Annotated in this window: 18 protein-coding genes; 14 read left to right on the forward strand and 4 right to left on the reverse strand. The window is 58.7% G+C overall.

Features of this window, described 5'->3' with window-relative positions:
• Window positions 1-4: 4 nt before the first annotated feature.
• Complete coding sequence (aceE, locus tag BLU07_RS03370) at window positions 5-2,662, reverse strand: pyruvate dehydrogenase (acetyl-transferring), homodimeric type (protein WP_092384159.1); 2,658 nt, start codon at window positions 2,660-2,662, stop codon at window positions 5-7.
• A 257-nt stretch (window positions 2,663-2,919) separates the two neighbouring features.
• Here aceE and glnE point away from each other — a divergent pair, with 257 nt between their 5' ends.
• The 14 genes from glnE to BLU07_RS03440 all read left to right on the forward strand — a co-directional run bounded on the left by glnE (window position 2,920) and on the right by BLU07_RS03440 (window position 21,049).
• Window positions 2,920-5,862 (forward strand): bifunctional [glutamate--ammonia ligase]-adenylyl-L-tyrosine phosphorylase/[glutamate--ammonia-ligase] adenylyltransferase, encoded by a 2,943-nt coding sequence (glnE, locus tag BLU07_RS03375; RefSeq protein ID WP_092384161.1) that lies wholly within the window; start codon window positions 2,920-2,922, stop codon window positions 5,860-5,862.
• A gap of 81 nt (window positions 5,863-5,943) precedes the next feature.
• Window positions 5,944-6,867 (forward strand): branched-chain amino acid transaminase, encoded by a 924-nt coding sequence (locus BLU07_RS03380; protein ID WP_092384163.1) that lies wholly within the window; start codon window positions 5,944-5,946, stop codon window positions 6,865-6,867.
• Between the two features lie 123 nt (window positions 6,868-6,990).
• Window positions 6,991-8,037 carry a lipopolysaccharide heptosyltransferase II gene (waaF, locus tag BLU07_RS03385; RefSeq protein WP_092384165.1) on the forward strand — a complete coding sequence of 349 codons (1,047 nt, stop codon included), beginning with the start codon at window positions 6,991-6,993 and terminating at the stop codon, window positions 8,035-8,037.
• A 3-nt stretch (window positions 8,038-8,040) separates the two neighbouring features.
• Window positions 8,041-9,099: a lipopolysaccharide heptosyltransferase I gene (waaC, locus tag BLU07_RS03390; RefSeq protein WP_092384167.1), complete on the forward strand. Its 1,059-nt coding sequence runs from the start codon at window positions 8,041-8,043 to the stop codon at window positions 9,097-9,099.
• Window positions 9,099-10,232: a glycosyltransferase family 4 protein gene (locus BLU07_RS03395; RefSeq protein WP_092384169.1), complete on the forward strand. Its 1,134-nt coding sequence runs from the start codon at window positions 9,099-9,101 to the stop codon at window positions 10,230-10,232. The genes waaC and BLU07_RS03395 overlap by 1 nt, the downstream gene beginning before the upstream one ends.
• Window positions 10,233-10,251: 19 nt before the next feature.
• Complete coding sequence (gene rfaP, locus BLU07_RS03400; RefSeq protein WP_092384171.1) at window positions 10,252-11,064, forward strand: lipopolysaccharide core heptose(I) kinase RfaP; 813 nt, start codon at window positions 10,252-10,254, stop codon at window positions 11,062-11,064.
• Entirely contained in the window at window positions 11,061-11,801 is a 741-nt protein-coding gene (locus BLU07_RS03405; protein WP_092384173.1) for a lipopolysaccharide kinase InaA family protein, read from the forward strand. Before rfaP ends, BLU07_RS03405 begins: the two co-directional genes overlap by 4 nt.
• Window positions 11,798-12,574: a lipopolysaccharide kinase InaA family protein gene (locus BLU07_RS03410; protein ID WP_092384175.1), complete on the forward strand. Its 777-nt coding sequence runs from the start codon at window positions 11,798-11,800 to the stop codon at window positions 12,572-12,574. The genes BLU07_RS03405 and BLU07_RS03410 overlap by 4 nt, the downstream gene beginning before the upstream one ends.
• Window positions 12,571-14,025: a lipopolysaccharide kinase InaA family protein gene (locus BLU07_RS03415; protein WP_092384177.1), complete on the forward strand. Its 1,455-nt coding sequence runs from the start codon at window positions 12,571-12,573 to the stop codon at window positions 14,023-14,025. The genes BLU07_RS03410 and BLU07_RS03415 overlap by 4 nt, the downstream gene beginning before the upstream one ends.
• A gap of 3 nt (window positions 14,026-14,028) precedes the next feature.
• The gene (locus BLU07_RS03420; RefSeq protein WP_092384179.1) at window positions 14,029-15,474 is read left to right on the forward strand and encodes a UbiA family prenyltransferase; all 1,446 of its coding nucleotides are present in this window, start codon (window positions 14,029-14,031) and stop codon (window positions 15,472-15,474) included.
• A complete protein-coding gene (locus tag BLU07_RS03425; RefSeq protein ID WP_092384181.1) occupies window positions 15,474-16,781 on the forward strand; it encodes an FAD-binding oxidoreductase in 1,308 nt (435 codons plus the stop codon). The genes BLU07_RS03420 and BLU07_RS03425 overlap by 1 nt, the downstream gene beginning before the upstream one ends.
• The gene (locus BLU07_RS03430; protein ID WP_092384183.1) at window positions 16,778-17,518 is read left to right on the forward strand and encodes an SDR family oxidoreductase; all 741 of its coding nucleotides are present in this window, start codon (window positions 16,778-16,780) and stop codon (window positions 17,516-17,518) included. Before BLU07_RS03425 ends, BLU07_RS03430 begins: the two co-directional genes overlap by 4 nt.
• Window positions 17,515-18,492 carry a lysylphosphatidylglycerol synthase transmembrane domain-containing protein gene (locus tag BLU07_RS03435; RefSeq protein WP_231701679.1) on the forward strand — a complete coding sequence of 326 codons (978 nt, stop codon included), beginning with the start codon at window positions 17,515-17,517 and terminating at the stop codon, window positions 18,490-18,492. The genes BLU07_RS03430 and BLU07_RS03435 overlap by 4 nt, the downstream gene beginning before the upstream one ends.
• Window positions 18,493-18,502: 10 nt before the next feature.
• On the forward strand, window positions 18,503-21,049 hold the full coding sequence (locus tag BLU07_RS03440) for a glycosyltransferase family 2 protein (RefSeq protein ID WP_157719069.1): 2,547 nt from the start codon (window positions 18,503-18,505) through the stop codon (window positions 21,047-21,049).
• Window positions 21,050-21,142: 93 nt separating this feature from the next.
• On the opposite strand, the gene BLU07_RS18035 is transcribed toward BLU07_RS03440, so the two are convergent.
• Genes BLU07_RS18035 through BLU07_RS03455 form a run of 3 tightly spaced genes read right to left on the reverse strand, consistent with a single transcriptional unit; the run spans window position 21,143 to window position 23,102 of the window.
• The gene (locus BLU07_RS18035) at window positions 21,143-21,304 is read right to left on the reverse strand and encodes a hypothetical protein (protein WP_197675053.1); all 162 of its coding nucleotides are present in this window, start codon (window positions 21,302-21,304) and stop codon (window positions 21,143-21,145) included.
• Between the two features lie 25 nt (window positions 21,305-21,329).
• Window positions 21,330-21,590: a GtrA family protein gene (locus tag BLU07_RS03450; protein ID WP_197675054.1), complete on the reverse strand. Its 261-nt coding sequence runs from the start codon at window positions 21,588-21,590 to the stop codon at window positions 21,330-21,332.
• 3 nt (window positions 21,591-21,593) lie between these two features.
• Window positions 21,594-23,102: a glucosyltransferase domain-containing protein gene (locus BLU07_RS03455; RefSeq protein WP_092384189.1), complete on the reverse strand. Its 1,509-nt coding sequence runs from the start codon at window positions 23,100-23,102 to the stop codon at window positions 21,594-21,596.
• Window positions 23,103-23,130: the final 28 nt, after the last annotated feature.

Consider the following 23,130-nt stretch of genomic DNA (forward strand, 5'->3'; position numbering starts at 1 on the left):
CTCCTCAGCTGTCCAGTGGGTTGGGTTTATTGCTGTCCAGCTTGTACGCCTTGAGCGCATCGGCCAGCACCTTGGGCTTGATGGTGCCATCCTCCACCAGCGCGCTGAGCGCAGCACAGACAATCCAGTAGCGATCCACTTCGAAGAAATGCCGCAGCTTGCTGCGCGAGTCACTGCGTCCGAAACCGTCGGTTCCCAATACCTTGTAGGTGGCCGGCACCCACTGGCGAATCTGGTCGGCATAGAGTTTCACATAGTCGGTGGCGGCAATGACCGGCCCTTTGGCCTTGGCCAGCTGGCTTTCCACATAGCTGTTCTTGCGTTTGCCGGTCGGGTGCAGGCGGTTCCAGCGCTCCACCTCCAGGCCGTCACGCCGCAGCTCGTTGAAGCTGGTCACGCTCCAGATATCGGCAGTAATGCCGTGCTCTTCGGCCAGCAGCGTCGCTGCCTCGCGCACTTCGCGCAAAATAGTGCCGCTGCCCATCAGTTGCACATGGTTTGCTGCCGGCTTGCCGGCCTTGTCGAGCAGATACATGCCACGCATGATCTGTTCTTCCAGCCCTTTGGTTTTGGGCATGGCGGGTTGCTGGTAGGACTCGTTCATCACCGTCAGGTAATAGTAGACATTTTCCTGCTCTTCCATCATCCGCCGCGCGCCTTCGCGGATGATCACCGCCAGCTCGTAACCATAGGTCGGGTCATAGCTGCGGCAATTGGGGATGGTGCCGCCGAGGATGTGGCTGTGGCCGTCCTGGTGCTGCAGGCCTTCCCCGTTCAGGGTGGTGCGCCCGGCCGTGCCGCCAATCAGAAAGCCTTTGGCGCGGCTGTCACCGGCGGCCCAGGCGAGGTCACCAATGCGCTGGAAACCAAACATCGAGTAGAAGATATAGAAGGGCAGCATCGGCTGGTTATGCGTGCTGTAGGCGGTGCCCGCCGCAATCCAGCTGGACATGGCGCCGGCTTCGTTGATGCCTTCCTCAAGAATCTGGCCCTTCTTGTCCTCGCGGTAGAACATCACCTGGTCACGGTCGACCGGCTCATACAGCTGGCCCACCGAGGAGTAGATGCCCAGTTGGCGGAACATGCCTTCCATACCAAAGGTGCGTGCCTCATCCGGTACGATGGGCACGATGCGATGGCCCAGCTCCTTGTCCTTGACCAGTTGCGAGATGATGCGCACAAAGGCCATGGTGGTGGAGATTTCACGGTCGCCGGAACCATCGAGAATCGCCTTGAGGGTATCCAGCGGCGGTACCGGCACCTTGACGCTTTCGGTGCGGCGCTGGGGCATATAGCCGCCCAGGGCTTCACGCCGTGAATGCAGATACTTGTATTCCGGGCTGTCCTTTTCCGGCTTGTAGAAGGGCAGCTTTTCCAGCTCGCTGTCCTTGATCGGAATGTCAAAGCGGTCACGGAATTTTTTCAGGCTGTCGATATCGACTTTTTTGGTGTTGTGCGCGGTGTTTTGCGCTTCACCGGCGCCAGTGCCATAGCCCTTGATGGTCTTGGCCAGAATGACCGTCGGCTGGCCTTCATGGTTGACTGCGGAATGGTAAGCGGCATAGACCTTGTAGGGGTCATGGCCGCCCCGGTTGAGCTTCCAGATCTGCTCGTCGGTCAGGTCCTTGACCATCTCTTTCAGTTCCGGCCGGGTGCCGAAGAAGTGCTTGCGAACGTAGTCGCCGCCCTTGGCCTTGTAGTTCTGATAGTCGCCATCGACAGCTTCTTCCATACGCTGTTGCAGCAGGCCATCATGGTCCTCGGCCAGCAGTGGATCCCACATGCGTCCCCAGATCACCTTGATCACGTTCCAGTCGGCACCGCGGAAGCTGCCTTCCAGTTCCTGGATGATCTTGCCGTTGCCGCGCACCGGGCCGTCCAGACGCTGCAGGTTGCAGTTGATGACGAAAATCAGGTTGTCGAGTTTTTCGCGGCCAGCCAATGAAATCGCGCCGAGGCTTTCCGGCTCATCGGTTTCACCGTCACCGACAAAGCACCATACTTTCTGTTTGCCGGGTTCGATCAGGCCGCGATGCTCCAGATACTTCATGAAACGCGCCTGATAGATGGCCTGGATCGGGCCCAGCCCCATGGATACGGTGGGGAACTGCCAGAACTCGGGCATCAACCAGGGGTGCGGGTAGGACGAAAGCCCGTTGCCATCGGTTTCCTGGCGGAAATTGTTCAATTGCTCTTCATCGATGCGTCCTTCCAGAAAGGCGCGGGCGTAGATGCCGGGCGATGCATGGCCCTGGAAAAACACCAGATCACCGCCATGTTCCTCGGTGGGCGCTTTGAAAAAATAGTTGAAGCCGATGTCGTACAGGGTGGCGCTGGAGGCGAAGGTGGAAATATGCCCACCCAGGTCGGGATCTTGCTGATTGGTGCGCATGACCATGGCCAGTGCATTCCAGCGCACCATGGAACGAATGCGCCGTTCCATGAACAGGTCCCCCGGCATGCGCGATTCCCTGGCAACCGGGATGGTGTTGCGATAGGGCGTCGTGATGGCATAGGGCAGGGGGGTGCCGCTGCGGCTGGCCAGTTCGCCCAGGCGGGTCATCAGGTAGTGGGCGCGTTCTTCACCTTCCTGTTCCAGTACTGACTCCAGTGAGTCGAGCCATTCCTGGGTTTCCTGCGGGTCGATATCGTCGTGCTTCATTATTCTCTCCAGACCTTGTGGGCCTTGACTGATCCTTGGCGGGCTATGCGCAATGATCAGCAGGGTGGTTGTCGTGCGTAGTGTATTATTCTTGTAGTTTTACTACATAAAGAGCTTTTTATCCATGCTTTAAAGGGGCTTTATGTAGTTAAGCTACAAGTCGTTCTACCGGTCGATGTTTCCAAACGTCTCTTGGCGTGGCACTCTGCGTGAGCACAATAATTAACCGCTGACTGTGTTGTTAAACAGGATAGACCATGCCGATGACGCCACCATTTCCGCTTCCAGATTCGCTGCAACCTCTGGTTGCCCATCATCGACAGCAATGGCTGCAAGCGGTTGAGCAGGCTGGTCTGGTTCCCCGATTGGCAGAACTGGATGAGCGTTTTGACCGGAGTCTTGATCAGGTACTGGCCGGTAGTGATTTCGTCGCCGAGCAGTTGCGCCGTGATCCTGAAATGGCCTGGCGCCTGGAAGCGGCTGAAGGGCTGCTATGGCGTCCTCTGCGCCAGGGCGAACTGAATGAACGTTTGTGTGCCGAGTTGGCCGAGGTGGCGACCGAAGATGACTTGCTCAAGGTCTTGCGCCGTTTCCGCAATCGGCATCAGGTGCGCCTGATCTGGCGCGACCTGACCCGGCAGGCAGCAACCATGGAGACTACCCGCGAGCTGTCTGATCTGGCGGACACCAGTATCGAACAAGCCTACCAGTGGCATTACCGGCAGGCTGCTGACAGCATCGGCATGCCGGTAGGAGAGGATACCGGCAGTCCTCAGCATATGGTCATTCTCGGTATGGGCAAGCTGGGTGCCCAGGAACTCAACCTGTCATCGGATATTGACCTGATTTTTGCCTATCCCGAAGCCGGTGAGACACAAGGCGGACGTCGCAGTCTGTCGAATCAGGAATTCTTCATCCGTATTGGTCAGCGAGTGATCAAGGCACTGGATGCAGTGACGGTTGACGGCTTCGTCTTTCGCGTCGATATGCGCCTGCGCCCCTATGGTGATAGCGGAGCACTGGTTTTCAGCTTTGATGCACTGGAGCAGTACTACCAGAGCCAGGGGCGGGACTGGGAACGCTATGCGATGATCAAGGCGCGGGTAGTGGCCGGTGATCAGGCGGCAGGTGCGGAGTTGCAGGCCATGCTCAAACCCTTTGTCTACCGCCGCTACCTGGATTTTGCTGCGATTGAGGCGTTGCGCAGCCTGAAGCTGATGATCCAGCGCGAAGTCCAGCGCAAAGGGTTGCAGGACAACGTCAAGCTGGGTTCCGGTGGTATTCGCGAGATTGAGTTCATCGGTCAGGCTTTTCAGTTGATTCATGGCGGGCGTGATCGCAGTCTGCAACAACGCCCGATTCTCAGCGTGCTGGATATGCTGGCCAATAATGGCTACCTGCCTGATGTGGCAGTTGATGAACTCAAGGGCGCCTATCTGTTTCTGCGCGATACCGAGCATGCATTGCAGGCCCTGGATGATCGACAAACACAGATGTTGCCGATTGATAGCCAGAGTCAGGCACGGGTAGGCTGGATCATGGGATTTGCCGGCTGGGCTGAATTCTATGCGGCCCTGGAGCAACAGCGCCTGCGTGTAGCCCACCACTTTGCCCATGTGATTGCCGATCCGGACGAAGAGGATGATGAGCCGACTCTGCCGTATGAACGTTGGCAGCCGCTGTGGGATGGCACCCTGGATGCCGAGCAGGCCACCGAGCAGTTGGCTGAAGCCGGCTTTGCCGATGCCCCAGCGGCCTGGAAGCTGGTCAATGACTTGCTGCATTCGGGTCGGGTCAAGGCCATGCAGCGTCTGGGTCGCGATCGACTGGACGTCTTCATGCCTCGCCTGCTGGCCATGGCGGGTGAGCATGAGCATCCTGATCTGGCTCTGGAACGGGTGTTGCCACTGGTGGAGGCGGTAGCGCGGCGCTCAGCCTACCTGCTGTTGTTGACGGAAAACCCCGGCGCCCTGCGCGAACTCCTGGTGCTGTGCGCGGCCAGCCCATGGATTGCTGATCAGATTGCCCGCTTCCCGGTGGTACTGGATGAACTGCTCAATGCGGGCCGTCTGTATCGACCACCGGAGCCGCAGGAACTGGCCGACGAGCTGCGCCAACAGCTACTGCGCATTCCCGAAGATGATCTTGAGCAGCAGATGGAAGCGTTGCGCTATTTCAAACGCGCCCACGTCTTGCGCGTAGCCGCCTCGGAAATTGCCGGTAGCCTGCCGTTGATGAAAGTCAGTGATTATCTGACCTGGATTGCCGAGGCGATTTTGCAGCAGGTGTTGCAACTGGCCTGGCGTGAAATGGTCCAGCGTCATGGCCGTCCGCAGCGGGTGGATGGCAGTCGCTGCGAGCTGGATTTCATTATTGTCGGTTACGGCAAGGTGGGCGGCATCGAGCTGGGACATGGTTCGGATCTGGATCTGGTGTTTATCCATGATGGTGATACCAGTGCGGAGACCGATGGCGAGCGGGCGATTGATGGCGGTCGCTTCTTTACCCGACTGGGCCAGCGCATCATCCATATCCTCAATGCCAACACCACCTCGGGTGCGCTGTATGAAGTCGACATGCGCCTGCGACCCTCGGGCGATTCCGGTTTGCTGGTCACGTCACTGCAGGCTTTTGCCCGTTATCAGCGTGAAGAAGCCTGGACCTGGGAGCATCAGGCGCTGGTCCGCGCGCGCGTACTGAGTGGGTGCCCGCGTCTGGCGAAGGGGTTCGAGGCCCTCCGGGGAGAAGTGCTTGGTCGCGAGCGGGACGGCACGGCATTGGCGACAGAGGTACGGTCAATGCGTGAAAAAATGCGCGTCAATCTGGCTAACAAGAAAACCGATGGTGGTCGCGCAGCCAGCGCCTGGGACGCTGAACACAACTTTAGCCTCAAGCATGATGCTGGAGGTATCGTCGACATTGAATTTATGGTGCAATATGCGGTTCTGGCCTGGTCGTGCAGGCACCCCGAATTACTGCGCTACACCGACAACATCAGAATTCTTGATGGGCTGCGGGACGCTGGCCTGATTGCCGCAAGCGATGTCCAGCAATTGCAGGAGGCTTACAAGGCCTACCGCGCAGCAGCCCACCGCCTGGCTTTGCAAAAGCAGCCGGGCTCAGTGAGTGGCGATCAACTACATGATTACCGCCAGGGGGTCATCCGCATCTGGCAGCAGATATTGCCCGATCGTTCCTGAAGGACGCCGGGCAGCGGAGTCAGCACGGCACAGGCAAGAACACAACTAATTGATTAAAGACAATTGATGGAGCTGGCTGCTATGTCGATGGCCGATCGTGAAGGTGTTATCTGGTTTGATGGTGAAATGGTGCCCTGGCGCGAGGCCAATGTGCATGTGCTGACCCATACCCTGCATTACGGTATGGGCGTGTTTGAAGGTGTGCGTGCCTATGATACGCCGGATGGCACCGCCATCTTTCGCCTGGAGGCACATACTGACCGCCTGTTCGATTCTGCCAAGATCATGAATATGCAGATCCCGTTCAGCAAGGAAGAGTTGAATGCTGCCCAGTGTGCCGCAGTACGCGAGAACAACCTGAAAAGCGCCTACCTGCGTCCGATGGTGTTCTATGGAGCCGAAGGCATGGGCCTGCGCGCCACCGGACTGAAGACCCACGTGATCATCGCCGCCTGGGACTGGGGCGCCTACATGGGCAAGGAAGCGCTGGAGAATGGCATCAAGGTGCGCACCAGCTCCTTTACCCGTCATCATGTGAATATTTCCATGACCCGTGCCAAGGCCAACGGACATTACATCAACTCGATGCTGGCCCTGCAGGAAGCCATTTCTGCCGGTGCCGAAGAGGCGCTGCTGCTGGATCCGGAAGGCTATGTGGCGGAAGGCTCGGGCGAGAATATCTTCATCATCAAGAACGGGGTGATCTATACCCCGGAAGTGACGGCCTGCCTGAATGGCATTACCCGCAACACCATCCTGACTCTGGCCAAAGAGCATGGGTTGGAGCTGGTCGAAAAACGCATCACCCGCGATGAAGTCTATATCGCCGATGAGGCTTTCTTCACCGGCACGGCTGCCGAAGTAACGCCGATTCAGGAACTGGATGGACGCAAGATTGGCCCGGGTCATCGTGGCCCGATCACGGCCAAGCTGCAAAAATCCTACTTCGACCTGGTCAGCGGTCAGACTGCTGAACATGCCGAATGGCGAACGCTGGTAGGCTGAAATCCGCTGAAGGCCAGAGGCTTGAGGCCGGAAGTTTGAGACTGGGCGCTGGAAGCTGGACTTCCGCGTTTGGCATCAGCCTTTCGGTTTCAGTCTTCAGTCTTCGGCCTTAAGCGGCTTTTTATGAAGATATTGATTATCGGTCCGAGCTGGGTAGGCGACATGGTGATGGCGCAGACGCTGTTCGTCTGCCTCAAGCAACGCCATGGCGCTGATTGCCTCATCGATGTGTTGGCGCCGGACTGGAGTCGGCCGATTCTCGAGCGCATGCCCGAAGTCAATCAGGCACTGAGTTTTCCGCTCGGGCATGGTGTACTGGGCCTGCGCGAGCGGCGGCGTATCGGCAAGTCATTGGCCGGTCAGTACGATCAGGCCATTTTGTTGCCCAATTCGCTGAAGTCCGCACTGGTGCCTTACTTTGCAGGTATTCCCTTGCGCACCGGCTGGCTGGGCGAGATGCGTTACGGTTTGCTGAATGACCACCGCAAGCTCGACAAGCAAGCATACCCGCTGATGATCGAGCGCTTTATGGCCTTGGCCTATGAGGCTGATGCCAGCTTGCCGCAGCCCTATCCCCGCCCACAGTTGCAGATTGAGCCTGCCAGCCGTGATGCCGCGCTTGTGCGCTTCGAGCTTGAGCTGGATCGTCCGGTGTTGGCGCTGTGCCCGGGTGCCGAATTTGGTGAAGCCAAGCGCTGGCCAAGCGAGCACTATGCCGCGGTGGCCGATCACTGCATTCGTCAGGGCTGGCAGGTCTGGCTGTTCGGCTCCAGGAATGATCATCCGGTGGGCGAGGATATCCGCCAGCGACTGATTCCCGGGCTGCGTGAAGAAGCGATAAACCTGAGTGGTGAAACCAGTCTGGCCGAAGCAATCGATTTGATGTCAGCCGCAACAGCGGTGGTCAGCAATGATTCCGGTCTCATGCATGTCGCGGCGGCGCTTGAACGCCCGTTGGTGGCGGTTTACGGTTCCACCTCGCCGGGTTTTACTCCGCCACTGGCCGATGCTGTGGAAACCGTGCGTCTGGGCCTGGATTGCAGCCCCTGCTTCGATCGTACCTGCCGTTTCGGGCATTACAACTGCCTGCGTGACTTGCCACCGGCTCAGGTGATCGCTGCCTTGCAACGTCTGGTCGGCGACCCCTTGCCTGACCCGCAGGATCTCTGAGGGATGCGGGTACTGTTGATCAAGACGTCCTCCCTGGGCGATGTGATTCATACCTTGCCAGCATTGACCGATGCGGCCAGGGCGATCCCCGGTATCCAGTTTGACTGGGTGGTGGAAGAAGCCTTCGCCGAAATTCCGCGCTGGCATCCGGCCGTGGCCGAGGTCATACCGGTGGCGATTCGGCGCTGGCGCAAGCAGCCCCTGGCTACCTGGAAAAGTGGCGAATGGCGCGCTTGCAAACAACGCCTGGGCGCACACCCCTATGATCTGGTCATTGATGCCCAGGGCTTGCTGAAAAGTGCCTGGTTGACCCGCTATGCGCAGGGTCCGGTAGCCGGGCTGGACCGCGCCTCGGCACGTGAGCCTTTTGCCAGCCGTTTCTATGACCAGCCGCACAGCGTGGCCTGGGGTCAGCATGCGGTTGAGCGACTTCGCCAGCTGTTTGCAGCGGCGCTGGGCTATCGGGTACCGGATAGCGTGGGTGAATACGGCCTGAATCCTCAGCAAGGAAACCTGTCGGCTCAGAATGAGCCCTACCTGGTGTTTTTGCACGGCACCACCTGGGACACCAAGCACTGGCCGGAGCTCTATTGGCGGCAGTTGGCTGAACGGGTGGTTGCGCAGGGCTGGCAAGTGCGCTTGCCCTGGGGTAATCCCACGGAACAGGCGCGGGCGCAGCGTATAGCCGCCGAGCTGCCCGGGGTCAGCGTGCTGCCAAAGCTGAACCTGGCCGGTGTTGCCCGTGAGCTGGCCGGAGCCAGCGCCTGTGTCGCGGTGGATACCGGTCTCGGGCATCTGGCGGCGGCGCTGGATGTGCCGACCCTGTCGCTGTTTGGCCCCACCAACCCCGGCTTTACCGGTGCCTACGGTGCCCGGCAACAGCATCTGGCCAGCGACTTTGCCTGCGCCCCCTGTCTGCGCAAGCGGTGCAACTACCAGCCGACTGCGGATGAACGGGCGCGATTCGACCTTTCCCGCGAGCAACCGCTATGCTTTACCCGACTCAACCCCGCCCATGTGATGGCGCGGTTGCAACCCTTGCTGGCGTCTGAGGCAACCTGATGCAACTGGCTTTCCTGCTCTACAAGTATTTCCCCTTTGGTGGTTTGCAGCGCGATTTTGTGCGTATTGCCCAGGTCTGTCAGGCGCGTGGTCATCAGATCCGGGTCTATACCCTGAGCTGGGAGGGCGAGGTGCCGGAAGGTTTTGAACTGGTCATGGTGCCGGTCAAGTCCTGGTTCAATCACCGCCGTTACGCCAAATTCACCCGCTGGGTGCAGGCGGATATGCAGCGCCGCCCGGTCGATCGTGTCGTCGGTTTCAACAAGATGCCGGGGCTGGACAGCTACTACGCCGCCGACCCCTGTTATGAAGAAAAAGCGCGCACCCTGCGCAAGCCCATGTACCGCTACAGCCCGCGTTACCGGCATTTTTCCGCCTATGAGCGGGCCGTATTCGATCCTGCCGGGCACACCGCACTGATGATGATCTCGGCGACCCAGATGGCGTTGTTCAAGCAGCACTACGGCACGCCTGATGAGCGCTTTCACCTTCTGCCGCCGGGCATTTCGCCGGATCGCCGTGCACCGGCCAATGCTGCCGAGCTGCGGCAGGCTGCCCGGCAACGCCTGGGCGCCGAGTTTGACTTGCCGGCGGATGGTTTGCTGCTGGTGCAGATCGGTTCGGATTTTCACCGCAAAGGCCTGGATCGCAGCATTCAGGCGCTGGCCGCGCTGCCAGAAACGTTGCGCCGGCGCACCCGCCTGGTCGCCCTGGGGGCAGATGATCCGGGCAGCATGCAGGCTCTGGCCCGTGAACATGGGGTAGCGGGGCAGGTATTCATGCCCGGTGGGCGCAAGGATGTACCGGATTTTCTGCTCGCCAGCGATGTGCTGCTGCATCCGGCGCGTCAGGAAAACACCGGCACCGTGCTGCTCGAAGCCCTGGTCGCCGGTTTGCCTCTGTTGGTGACCGAAGTCTGTGGCTACGCGCATTATGTGCAGGATGCCGATTGCGGCCTGGTCGCCCCGGAGCCCTTTAAACAGAACGTTTTCAACGCGCAACTGGCGCAGATGCTCGGCGACGATGATCAGCGCCAGCGTTGGCAGCAGAATGCGCTGGCCTTTGCCGACAGTCATGATCTTTACAGCATGCCGGAGAAGGCCGCCGATGTGATTCTGGGTGAGATCAAGTGATGCCGGGGAGTCTGCAGCTATGCTGATCCTCAAGGAACCCTTCAATCGGCTGTGGGCCGATCAGGACCCTTTTGTTGCTGTCGAGGCACTGGAAGGGGAGGTATTTCGCGCCCTGGAAGGGCGGCGCACACTGCGTACCGAGGTTGAAGGGCAAGGGTATTTCGTCAAGATTCATCGAGGTATCGGCTGGACCGAGATCATCAAGAACCTCAGCCTGCTGAAAAAGCCGGTGCTGGGGGCCGAGCAGGAATGGCTGGCGATTGCCGCGCTGGAACAGGCCGGGGTCGCCACCATGCGCCCGGTGGCCTATGGGCAGCGCGGCAGCAACCCGGCCACCCGCCACTCGTTTATCATCACTGAAGAGCTGGCACCGACCATCAGTCTGGAAGACTTTTGCCGGGACTGGCCGCAGCAGCCACCGCCTGTTGCTCTCAAGCATGCCCTGATCGAACGGGTCGCCGGGATGGTCGGGCGCATGCACCGCGCCGGGGTCAATCACCGTGACTGTTATCTGGTGCATTTTCTGCTGCATACCGAGCCAGCGCCGCAGCCTGACGCTTTCCGGCTGTCGATTATCGACCTGCACCGGGCGCAGATTCGTGACCGCGTGCCTGCCCGCTGGCGCAACAAGGATCTGGCCGCCCTGTATTTTTCCGCCTTGCAGATTGGCCTGACCCGGCGTGACAAGTTGCGCTTTCTGCGCGCTTACTTCGATCAGCCATTGCGCCAGACCCTGCAGCAGGAAGCTCGCCTGTTGGCCTGGCTGGAGCGTCGTGCGGCCAAATTGCTTGACCGCTGGTTCCGCCGCTTCGCCCCTGGAGCCGAAGGATGACTGGTTGGACCCTGAATCCCGAATACACAACGGGCGAGAGTGGCAAGGCCTTCAGCAACCTGGACACAGTGTTTGCCTTGCAAGGGGAGTTCATTACCAGTGATCCCCTGAGTGAGGTACATCGGGTACACATCGGTGGGCGCACCTATTACGTCAAGCGATATACCGGTGCGGGCAAACACCTGCGGCGCTATCTGGGGCGCCCCCGGGTCCAGGCCGAATGGGAAAACCTGCTGCATTTTCAGGCCTGGGGTATTCCGGCAGCCACTGTGGTAGGTTTCGGGCTGGAGCGTGACAACGGCGCTTTTTCCCGTGGCGCGCTGATTACTGAAGAGCTGGCCGATACGCGGGATCTGGCCTGGTTGGCGAGTCAACAGGATGCTTGCCTGGCTGATCGCCAGTGGGTTGCCAGAGTAAGCTATCAGCTCGCCCACGCCACGCGCATGATGCATGATCAGGGTTTTGCCCATAACGATCTCAAGTGGCGCAATGTGCTGGTCACCCGCGGTGGCGAGATGTTCCTGATTGATTGTCCGACCGGGGCTTTCTGGCCGCAGCCGTTTCTTGGCTATCGCGTCATCAAGGACCTTGCCTGCCTCGACAAGATCGCCAAGTACCAGCTCAGCCGCACCCAGCGGTTACGTTTTTATCTGATCTACCAGCGGCAAACGCGATTGCGGACTGCCGATAAGCGGATCATTCGCCGCATCCTGCGGTTTTTCGAGGGACGTGAATGACAGCCCAACCTTTTATTGCAGTCAACGCCCGAGCGCTGCTTGAGCAGCATGGGCTGGACAGCTTTGATGCACTTTGGTCTTTGCAACTGGATGCGGTGGACGACCCCAACATCGAGCGCGGAGGCTGGAGCAGTGTCTATCGGCTTACCCTGGCTGATGAGTACGGCCGGGAGCACAATTTTTTTCTCAAGCGGCAGGATAATCATCTGACGCGAAATCTGCGCAAGCCTTTTGGTGAGCCGACCTTTGCACGCGAGTTTCGCTATATACAGGCCTATGCCAGAGCCGGGGTGCCGGCACTGGAAGCGGCTTTTTTTGCCCAGCGCGCATTGCCGGGGCATCAGCAAGCCGTTCTGCTCACCCGGGCGCTGGATGGTTATCAGGATGCGGAGGACTGGGTCGCCAGCTGGAATACGCTGAAGTGGACCGACAGGCGTGATTTGCTGCAGGCAGTTGGTGCTCTGGTGCGCTCCCTGCATAATGCTGGCCTGGTGCACAAGTGTTTGTATCTGAAGCATATTTTCCTGAAACTGGATCAGGATGGTGCCGGTGCGCGACTGATTGATCTGGAAAAAACTCACCCGGCTTGGTTGGGTCGGCGTGATTTTGTCAGTGAACTGACCACGCTGCACCGGCGTAGCCCTGTTTTCAGTCGCACGCAGCGCCTGCGTTTTTTGCTGGCTTATTTGGGAAGCGAGCGGGTCAACGCAGAGGCGCGGCGCTGGGTGCGGGATATCCGTCGTATGCAGGAACGCAAGGAGTCACGGCGGTGAATGTTACCCGGCAACTGGTCGCCTATGGCCGCAAACCGCCGACACCTTTGACAGTGCCATTGGAGGCCGGGAGTGAGCTGCAGATTACACAGTGGCTGCGTATCTTGCCCGGCAAGCGGTTGGTTGGCTGCGGGGAGTGGCAAGGGCAGCTAGTGCTGGTCAAGTTGTTTATCGCCAGCGCTGCGCGCCGGCATTGGCAGCGCGAGCTCAACGGCGTAAAAGCACTGCGGGAGCAACAGCTGCAAACGCCCGAGCTGCTTGCCAGTGGTGCCTTGCCGGGTGGGGGGTTCTATCTGATAACCCGTTATCTTGAGGGGGCTCGGAGTCTGCAGCAGAACTGGCAGGCGTTGCCCGATACCAGCCCGGCCAACCCGGATGCCCGTGCCATTGTGCAGCGGGTGCTTCGTGCTTTGGCTCAACTGCACCGCCATGGTTTGACCCAGAGCGATTTGCATCTGGGTAACTTTCTGTGTTGGCAGGATGATCTCTATATAATTGATGGCGATGCCATCCAGCAGCACAGTCCCGGTGAACCCATCACTGCTGCCGAGGCGGCGCATAACCTGGGCCTGTTCTTTGCCCAATTGGTGCCGGCCTGGGATGAGCAGGTTGAGCTGATGCTGATTGACTACCTGAGCCTCAACAGCGAACGCGCCTTGAACCCGGAACAGATTCAGCAGAGTATCGACAGTGGCCGCGCCTGGCGCCTCAGGGATTACCTCGGCAAGGCAGTACGAGACTGTACCCTGTTCAGCGTACGGCAAAATTGGTGGCGTTTCCTGTCGGTCCAGCGCAAGGACAGCAAAGCGCTGACAACCTTGCTGGCAGCGCCGGATGAGCCCTTTACCCGACAGCCTCCGGCACTCAAGGATGGTGGCAGCAGTACGGTAACCCGGGTAAGCCTTGCAGACCGCGAGCTGGTGATAAAGCGCTATAACATCAAGAGCCTGGCCCATTGGTTACGGCGTTTCTGGCGCCCCAGTCGGGCCTGGCATTCCTGGCTGGCCGGGCATCACCTCCGCTTTCTGGATATCGCCACACCGGAGCCGCTGGCCATGCTTGAGAGCCGCTTCGGACCCTTTCGCCGGCGAGCCTGGCTGGTTACTGCCTTTTGCCCTGGCCAGGATCTGTGCGAGCTGGTGCCGGCAGATGGTTCCTGCCTGCCATCACTGGAGCAGCAAAGTGCCTTGTTGGCCCTGTTTACGCAATTGCAGCGCCACCAGATATCCCATGGGGATTGCAAAGGCACCAATATCCTCTGGGCTGAGGGGTGCTTCTGGCTGATCGACCTGGATGCCATGCAGGCCCACCAGCGTCCGGCCAGTTGGCAACAGGCCTGGGCCAGAGATCGGGCACGATTGATCCGCAACTGGCCGGCAGACAGCCAAATGGCTTGTTGGCTGGAGCAAGCACTGCCAAACTTGTCAGCTGACACTGGAATCCGAGGATGACGGATGGGTAATCCTGCAACTGATGACCGCGTGCCCCTGGTGATTGATCTGGATGGCACCTTGTTGCACTCGGACCTGTTGCTGGAAAGCAGCCTGCTATTCGTGCGCACCCAGCCATGGAATGCCTGGCGGCCATTGCGTTGGTTGCAGCAGGGCGGCAAAGCCGGTCTGAAACAACGGCTTGCCGAGGCAACCGACCTGGATGTCAGCGTGCTGCCGTACAACGAAGATGTCCTGGCTCTGGCCCGTGAGGCACGCGAGCAGGGTCGTGACGTCGTTCTGGCAACTGCCAGTCACCTTTTGCTGGCGCAGCGGATAGCAGAACATTTGCAGTTGTTTGATCAGGTTTTCGCAACGGCAGACGGGCACAACCTGTCGGCAGGCAACAAGCGCGATGCCCTGGTTGCCGCTTTTGGAGTTGGTGGCTTTGATTATGCCGGCAATGCAGCCGACGACGTGCCAGTCTGGGAGCAGGCGCGAAGCGCCATTCTGGTCAATGCGTCGGCAGCTGTAACCCGCAGCGCCAGAGCCGTCGGCAATGTCCATTCGGTCATGCGTTCCCCTGCAGCAACTGCCGGTACCTGGTTCAAGGCCTTGCGGCTGCACCAGTGGCTGAAGAATCTGCTGATTTTTGTTCCCTTGCTGGCGGCACATCAAGTGGCCAATCTGTCGTTGTGGCTGGATGGACTGCTGGCATTTTTCATCTTTGGTCTTTGTGCCTCCAGCGTGTATCTGTTGAATGACCTGCTTGACCTGAATGATGATCGCCATCACCCGGTGAAAAGCAAACGACCCTTTGCGGCGGGTCTGTTGTCAATCCGACAGGGTATGGCTGTTGCACCGACCCTGTTGGTGATCGCCTTCGCGCTGGCCTTGTGGTGCCTGCCCTTGCTGTTTGTTGGCGTCCTGTTGCTGTATTACCTGGTGACCCTGGCCTACTCGCTGCTGCTCAAGCGCATCATGGGCCTGGATGTGATCATTCTGGCCTCCTTGTATACCCTGCGGATTATTGCCGGTGTGGCGGCACTGGCCTTGACCCCAACCTTCTGGCTGTTGGCATTTTCCATGTTCATTTTTCTCAGTCTGGCGCTGGTCAAGCGCTACACCGAGTTGCGCGAACAGCGGCGCAAAGGAAATACCGAGAAATCGCGCGGGCGTGGGTATTATCCGGACGATCTGGAGATGATTTCCTCGCTGGGTGCTGCCTCGGGTTATCTGTCGGTGATGGTATTGGCCCTCTACATCAATGATGCCAAAACCATGCAAATGTACGCCTATCCACAGCTGATCTGGCTGGCTTGTCCGTTATTGCTGCTCTGGATAACCCGCATCTGGATGCTGACCCATCGTGGCCAGATGCCTGATGATCCCGTGGTGTTTGCCGTTACCGACCGCTTCAGTCTGCTGACCGGGCTGGTATTCGCACTGACTTTCTGGATTGCCGTTTGATGCGCCGCTTGCTGCCATGGGGACGATACCCCAAGCATCCACAACAGCCGCACCCGGTCAGTTGGCGGTCTGAAGTACCTGCCCTGTTGCAGCGCCTGCAACAGCAGGCGGGCACGACCTTGCCCTGGGGCAATGGTCGCAGTTATGGCGACTCCTGCCTGGCGGTATCAGATCATGTGTGCAATCTGCGCCCACTGGATCGGTTTATCAGTGTTGACTGGTCCGGGGGTACACTTCTGGCCGAGGCTGGCGTCACCCTGGATGAAGTATTGCGCCTGGCGATTCCGCACGGCTGGTTTCTGCCGGTAACCCCGGGCACCCGCTTTGTCACCCTTGGTGGAGCTGTCGCCAACGATGTGCATGGCAAGAATCATCATCGGCGCGGCACATTTGGCTGCCATGTCCAGGGGTTTGAACTCTTGCGCAGTGACGGCAGCCTGCAGTGGATCACTCCGGGCAGCGAACTGTTTGCCGCGACTGTGGGTGGCCTGGGTCTGACCGGCATCATTACCCGGATTGCCGTGCAACTGATGCCCGTCAATTCCAGTCAGGTCATGCAGACACGGCAGCGTTTTGCCGGTATAGATGACTTTTTTGCCTTGTCCGATGAGCTGGATGCCCAGCATGAATACAGTGTCGCCTGGGTCGATTGTTGCGCCCGGGGAACACGCCTGGGGCGCGGTGTCTACATGGTTGCTGATCATGCCGACTACGGTGAACTGGCAACCGAGCGGCTGTCGCGCTTCAGTGTCCCGGTGACGCCGCCGCTATCGCTGATCAATCGCCTGTCGTTGCGTGCTTTCAATGCCGCCTATTGGCGGGCCGCCCCGGCCAGCCCGCAGCGTGCCCGCTGTGGCTATGGCCCTTTCTTCTACCCATTGGATGGTATTCGGCAGTGGAATCGGATCTATGGGCCTGCCGGCTTTCAGCAATATCAATGTGTGTTGCCGGAAGGCGTGGCGCGTGAAGCCTTGTCCGAGTTGCTGGCGCTGATCGCCGCAGCCGATACCGGCTCCTTTCTGGCTGTGCTCAAGCGCTGTGGCGAACAAGGTTCGCCCGGCTGGCTCTCGTTTCCGCTGTCCGGCGTCAGCCTGGCGCTGGATTTTCCACAGCAGGCAGCCCGGCTGAATCCGTTGTTCCAGCGTATGGATGCGTTGGTGCATGAAGCTGGTGGACGCTTGTATCCGGCAAAGGATGCGCACATGCGCGGGGAAGATTTCCGTCAGGCCTACCCGCAGTGGCAGCGTGTGGAAGCGCTGCGCGATCCTGCGATTCAATCCCGTTTCTGGCAACGAGTGACCACATGAAGAAAATCCTGATTATTGGTGCCTGTTCGGCGATTGCCGCCGCCTGCGCCCGGCGCTGGGTAAGTTCAGAGAGCGAATTTGTTCTCACCGGGCGGGATGCCGACAAGTTGCAACAACAGGCAGATGACTTGTTGAGTCGGGGAGCCAAGGCAGTGCACTGCCATGTCGTGGATGTGAATGAGCTGTCGACGCATCAGCCCCTGGTGGACTTTGCCATTGAACACTTGCGCCAACTCGATCTGGTACTGATGGCCTACGGAAGTCTGCCGGATCAGGCCCGTTGTGAGACTGATGTGGCTTATGCGCTGCAGGAGTTCCATACCAATGCGGTTTCAACCATCAGCCTGCTTGGACTGTTGGGCGCCAGGCTCGAGCAGCAGGCGCATGGTGCCCTGGCCGTGATTGCCTCGGTTGCGGCTGACCGTGGGCGACCCAGCAACTACCTTTATGGCAGTGCCAAGGCAGCGGTAGCCACCTATGCTGAAGGCCTGCGTGCCAGGCTGTTCAAGGTGGGTGTTTCGGTGACTACGATCAAGCCGGGTTTTGTTGATACTCCGATGACCCAGGGGCTGGACTTGCCGGCATTGCTGCTGGCCACCCCGGATCAGGTCGCCCGGCGTATCGTCAAATCCGTCGCCGCTCGTCGGGCGGTGGTCTATGCGCCGGCTTTCTGGTGGCCAATCATGTTGATTATCCGATGCCTGCCGCAAGTCGTGTTCAAGAGATTGAATCTGTGAGCCAGACCCGCTGGTTCAGTGGTTGGCGCTATCAGGCACTACTGATTTCAATTGCTCTCAGCGCCCTGGGTTATCTGTTGTTTTCCCTCTGGGGTGGCTGGGACGATGTGGTGCAGGCGGTGGCACGTGTTGGCCTGTTCGGGGTACTGCTGGCGTTGCTGATGTCCCTGGTCAATTACGGCCTGCGTTTTCTGCGCTGGCAGTTGTACCTGAGCCTGTTGTCGCACCGGGTTCCCTGGTTGGTCAGCCTGCGCATTTATCTGGCCGGATTCGCCCTGACCACAACCCCCGGCAAGGCCGGTGAAGCCATGCGAGGTGTGCTGCTGCGGCCCTGGAGCGTGGATTATACCCACAGCTTTGCGCTGTTCTTCAGTGAACGGCTGTCTGACCTTCTGGCTATTGTGCTCTTGACCCTGTTCGGGCTCTTGCTCTACCCCGACGCGACCTGGCTGATCCTGTTGGGGTTGGCGCTGGTTGGCTTCTGTTTTGTCATACTCAGCCAGCGGCGGCTGCTGCGCTGGTCAACCGCACGCATAGCCGAGCGCAAGGGACCCTGGTGGCAAGCCTTGCTGCATGTGCTGCAGATGCTGGCCTCCGCGCAGCGCTGTCACCGTCCGCTGCCACTGTTGCTGGCGACCTTGCTGAGCCTGATCGCCTGGTCGGCTGAAGCCCTCGCCTTTTACTGGATACTTGGCTGGATGGGCTTCCCGGTAACACTGCCCTTTGCCTGTTTTGTGTATGCCCTGGCCATGCTGGCGGGGGCCTTGAGCTTCATGCCAGGTGGTCTTGGCGGTGCCGAGGCGGTCATGGCAGGATTACTGATCTGGAAAGGCATGGCACCGGCAGATGCAGTGGCGGCCACTGTGCTGATTCGCCTGGCCACATTGTGGTTTGCCGTTGCCATTGGTGTGGTTTGCCTGCAACTGGAATCAAGGGCCGGTGTCAGAAAACATCAGCCTGTTACCCGTTTATAGGAGCATTACTGTGAATAAGGATGCGCGCGTTGTGGTCATTACGCCGACTATTGGTACGCCTGAATTGCGTCAGGCAGTGGCCAGTGTTCAGGCCCAGACAGCGCCGGTACGGCATCTGGTCGTGGTGGATGGCGACAAATTCCTGCCTGCGGTGCAGCAGGTACTGGCTGATTTGCCGGCGCCGGAACTGATGGTGCTGCCGGAAAATACCGGGGCCAATGGTTTCAATGGCCATCGCGTGTATGCCTCGGTGCCCCATCTGGTGAATGCCGACTATGTGCTGTTTCTGGATGAGGACAACTGGTTCGAGCCCGAGCATGTCGCCAGCCTGCTGGAATTGGCCCTGCAGGACGAGCTGGATTTTGCCTATGCCTTGCGCAAAGTGGTCAGCAAGACTGGCGAGTACCTGTGTCACGATGACTGCGAAAGTCTGGGCAAGTGGCCGGCTTTTCATGGGCGCACACATCTGGTGGATACCTCCTGCTATCTGTTTCGCCGTCAGTGGCTGATCAAGCATTGCCACCTCTGGCATACCGATAACTGGCATGTCGACCGCAACTTTTTTTCCCATTCCAGCCAGTTGCCGAATGTGCGTTTTGCCTGTAGCGGGCACTATTCGCTGAATTACCGTCTGGGCAGTACCGAACGCTCGGTGAAGCAGGACTTTTTCCAGCGTGGCAATGCCCTGATGGCGCAAAAATACGCGGGCAAGTTCCCCTGGAGTCAGCGAGGCAGTGCCGATGTGGCAACTGATGTGGTACCCGCTGAGGCGCCCAGGCCAGTGTATCGGCTGGAAGACCTGATCCTGTTTGCCGGGGTGAAACAGGACGCCTATCGGCCGGATGCTGCCTTGCTGAGTAAAGCGGATCGCCAGACCTTTGCCGTGCTGCCGCCAGCGATCAGCGAACAACTGCAGCAATTGCAGCGCTTGTTGCCGCTGGAGCAGCACCAGCAAATGTTGCGGCAGCTGTATGGCCGGTCAGCGATTGATCTGAAAACGCTGATACCGGATTTGCGCCGCGCCGGGCTCGTAACCAGTGGAAACGATCTGTATGACAAGGTGCTGTCGGAAACACCGACTCGCGCTGGCCATGGGGCTGAATGGGTGCTGGGCATCGCTTCAGCGGATCGCCCGGCCATGGTTGAGCGCTTGCTGCAAAGCCTGTTGCCCTATGTCTCGGATGTGACGCCCAGCCCTTTGCTGGTGTTTGTCGATGATTCACGTCAGGCTGACCATGCGCAGCGGAATGAAGCGGCGCTGCGAGCCTTTGCTGCCGATAGCGGGTTGCAGCTGGTGTATCACAATCGGGCAACCCGCGCTCGCCTGGTCAAGACACTGGCGGGGCGGCAGCCTGAACTGTCAGCATCCTTGCATTGGCTACTGGACCCTGTGGCGCATCCTGAAGACAGTGGAACTTATGGTTTGGGCAAGAACTTGCTCAGCCTGTATGCCAGCGGCAAGAAATTGTTGATGCTGGATGATGATTGCCTGTTGCCGCCCTGGCAGGGCGACGAGGTCAAACCCGGTGCCAGCCTGAGCTTTCAGACCAGCGACTTTGCCATTTATGACAGTTTTGACGCCGCCATGGCGGACGCCCGGCCGGCCGGGGTGAATCCCTTGCAGGCCCATCTGGACGTCCTGGGTCAGCCGTTGGGCCAGGTGTTCCGGCAGCGAAATGCGCAGCCGGAAGAGATTGCTTTGTGGCAAGGTCTGAGTGCTGAACAGATACCGCATCTGTCATCTGCAGCGCCGGTCAGCATGACCACCAATACCATCATTGGCGCGCAGAACTCCCGACGCATGGACATGCTGTTTACCCTTGGCCAGTCGGGTGAGCGGGTCGAACGCTATCTGCAGGGGGCGGTCGGACAAACGGAAAAACCCCAGATCAGCTGGCGCATGAGTGAGCGTGACTGTATTCACCCGCAGATTGCCCTGTTGTGTACCACGCTGAGTGGTGTGGCGGTTACCGAGTTACCTGCACCCTGTATTCCGGTTGGTCGCAGTGAGGATCTGTTTCTCGGCGAGCTGACTCGTTATCTGACGTTCTCAGCCCAGCATTATCGCTTTGCCTGGGGGCTGGTGCATCAGCCCCAGCCGGAACGCAGCTGGAACCCCTGGGCCGTGCAGTCTGGCGGCCCATTGGACACTGTGTTTCTGCACCGTGCGCTATTGCGCTTGTGTGAAAGCGAGTGTCATTTACAGTCACCTGAGCAGCGTTATGCGTATCTGTTGACCCGTTTGCAGGAGTTGTTGCTGGATCCGGACGCCTGGATGTTTGCCGAGGGGGTCAGGTTTCGAACGCAGCGCTGCAAGAGTCTGCGGCAGAATTTGCAGGATTCAGCCCACCTGCCGCATTACCAGGCCGCGCTGAAGCGCCAGCTGGCAGATGCCGACAAGGCGCTGGCGGAGGTCAAAAGCGAGCTGGCTGCTCTGCGCTTCAGCTGGCAAAGTGAAGGACTGGCCTTGCTCAATGCATTGCGTGACTGGCCGGGCATCGTTGCTTTGTGCCGCAGTCAGCAAGAACTCCTGGCTGGCCTCGGGGATGAGTCATAAGCGGTATGCCGAGAAAACCGATTTGAGCGCGAACCCGAGCTCTGGACTATCCGCATCTGGCCAACGGTGTTGGGCGGTGGTGAGAGGTTCAGGTCAGTTGCACTGGTCAGGGTCGCGCTCATTGTTTGCGTTCAATTCACTCTTGACGATATATCTCGGCCGTCCTTTGACTTCTTCATAAATGCGGCCAATATATTCGCCCAAAATGCCAATACCGATAAGCTGTATCCCGCCGAGAAACAGAATGGCAGTCATCAGTGACGGGTAACCTGGTACCGGGTTACCCCAGATCAATTTCTGAAGAATCATTGAACTGGCATAGAGGAACGCAAGGCTGGCAACGTCGAAACCAATGTAAGTCCAGATGCGCAGTGGCCAGGTATGAAAAGCTGACCGCTGCCATGAAGGCAATGGTATTTGATATGGCCTGGCTGATGCCAAACAGGCTGACCAGCAAAAGAAAAATGCTCCAGTGCAGCACTGTATTCAACACGCCGACACTGCTGTATCGCAGGAAGGTGTTCGCAGGGATCATCTTCATCGGCTATTCCTCATGCTGATTGATGATGACTACAACAGTGCCGTTATCAAGAAAAAATACCGATTCGTGGCTTGGCCAACCAGAGCGCCCGGCAGCAGCCTCGCGCGCAATCTGTTCGGTTTCTGGTGCAGGCCTCAATTGAGGGCTGGCCAGGCGGAAAATCCATTCCTTTGACCAGGGTGCGTGGCGTGCGGTGCCAGCGTCGCCACGGGGTGATGATTGCAGCGGAATGTCATGGATAACTACAAGGGGTTGTGGTGTTTGCAGGTCTCGTTGTTCATTGGCCGCTACCAGTTCTATGCGACTGATGATGCGATTGGTCGCCAGCATGTCCACCTGCGTGGACAGATGTTTGTCGTAGGCAAAATTATTGATTTGAGCACCACTGTCGAAAACAAACAGGAATGCAGCCAGCAGTACGGCGCCACCGATGTAATGGGAACTGCCGTTTTTGACGCTGCGGTCAGCTATCGCGTCGAACGCAAATGCCACCCAGAAACCATGCAACACAGCCAGGCTTATCAGTGAACGTGGAGGGAATGGAGTATTTGATCCGGCGAAGGCGAGTGCGAAGGGTGAAAAGAAGCCAAGCAGAATCAGTAGTGCCACGATAATGCTGTGCAGTGGTTTGCGCTGTTGCTTGCTCTTTGTGATCACCACCAGCAGAAACAACGCGAATATTGCCGCCAGGGGAAGCAGCCAGCGTACGGTACGGTAAGACCCCAAACAGTCGGTACACAGGAATGGAAACGTGTGTCCACCAAGCAGCGAATAAATCACCCGAAAGTTGTCAATGGCAGCAAGGGGCGAAATGGACATGCGCTGGCCAGGGGCAATGTTCAGCAACTGGTACGCCAGGCGGGTGATCAGGTAGTAGGCTATCAATGACAGAATTATGCCGAGCCCGCCCCACAGGAAGCGCTTCAGATGGCTCAAATTGCCTTCACGCAACACCGAGGCGATCGCAGCGCATATCAGGACAGTGCCTGCCAGTTGAGAGGCCGCCGGATAAAGCGCGGGGGCCAGTGACATGATCAGAACCCCTGCCAGAGGGCGTTGATTGATGCACAGCCACAACCCGCCTAATGCAGCCAGATTGGCTAATGGGTAAGCAAGGCGCGTGCTGGAGAAATCAAACAACATGCCATAGTAGATTGAAATGCAGCTGACCAGGAGAAAGGCATACACGGCAGCGCCATGTCGTAGACCTATGATCCTTGCAGCAATCCAGCTACTCAACAAGAGCACCGCCAAACCTGCAGCGCCATAGAAAAGAGCGCCTGGATTGTTGTCCTGAAGCCACTCGAAGATAATGAAGTAGCCCCAGCGACCTTGCGCTATGAAGGTGAGTGCGTCGCGCGAAATACTCTGAATCTGTATGACATCGTCACTGTTCAGCGATGGAGCAATGAACGGATAGGCATACACCAGGACAATAATCGCAAATATCCAGGCTATTCCTTGCAGTGAAACAGTCAGTCGCCAAACCGGTGCCATGGCCCTTGATAGCATTGATTTACTCACTCAAAAATGTTGTTGA

The sequence above is a fragment of the Halopseudomonas salegens genome (assembly GCF_900105655.1).
Lineage (GTDB): Bacteria > Pseudomonadota > Gammaproteobacteria > Pseudomonadales > Pseudomonadaceae > Halopseudomonas > Halopseudomonas salegens.

Excerpts from the sequence above, each read along its gene's own strand:
- aceE (WP_092384159.1), bottom strand. The coding sequence starts at position 2,662 with ATGAAGCACGACGATATCGACCCGCAGGAAACCCAGGAATGGCTCGAC.
- glnE (WP_092384161.1), top strand. The coding sequence starts at position 2,920 with ATGCCGATGACGCCACCATTTCCGCTTCCAGATTCGCTGCAACCTCTG.
- BLU07_RS03380 (WP_092384163.1), top strand. The coding sequence starts at position 5,944 with ATGTCGATGGCCGATCGTGAAGGTGTTATCTGGTTTGATGGTGAAATG.
- waaF (WP_092384165.1), top strand. The coding sequence starts at position 6,991 with ATGAAGATATTGATTATCGGTCCGAGCTGGGTAGGCGACATGGTGATG.
- waaC (WP_092384167.1), top strand. The coding sequence starts at position 8,041 with ATGCGGGTACTGTTGATCAAGACGTCCTCCCTGGGCGATGTGATTCAT.
- BLU07_RS03395 (WP_092384169.1), top strand. The coding sequence starts at position 9,099 with ATGCAACTGGCTTTCCTGCTCTACAAGTATTTCCCCTTTGGTGGTTTG.
- rfaP (WP_092384171.1), top strand. The coding sequence starts at position 10,252 with ATGCTGATCCTCAAGGAACCCTTCAATCGGCTGTGGGCCGATCAGGAC.
- BLU07_RS03405 (WP_092384173.1), top strand. The coding sequence starts at position 11,061 with ATGACTGGTTGGACCCTGAATCCCGAATACACAACGGGCGAGAGTGGC.
- BLU07_RS03410 (WP_092384175.1), top strand. The coding sequence starts at position 11,798 with ATGACAGCCCAACCTTTTATTGCAGTCAACGCCCGAGCGCTGCTTGAG.
- BLU07_RS03420 (WP_092384179.1), top strand. The coding sequence starts at position 14,029 with ATGGGTAATCCTGCAACTGATGACCGCGTGCCCCTGGTGATTGATCTG.
- BLU07_RS03425 (WP_092384181.1), top strand. The coding sequence starts at position 15,474 with ATGCGCCGCTTGCTGCCATGGGGACGATACCCCAAGCATCCACAACAG.
- BLU07_RS03430 (WP_092384183.1), top strand. The coding sequence starts at position 16,778 with ATGAAGAAAATCCTGATTATTGGTGCCTGTTCGGCGATTGCCGCCGCC.
- BLU07_RS18035 (WP_197675053.1), bottom strand. The coding sequence starts at position 21,304 with ATGACTGCCATTCTGTTTCTCGGCGGGATACAGCTTATCGGTATTGGC.
- BLU07_RS03450 (WP_197675054.1), bottom strand. The coding sequence starts at position 21,590 with ATGAAGATGATCCCTGCGAACACCTTCCTGCGATACAGCAGTGTCGGC.
- BLU07_RS03455 (WP_092384189.1), bottom strand. The coding sequence starts at position 23,102 with ATGCTATCAAGGGCCATGGCACCGGTTTGGCGACTGACTGTTTCACTG.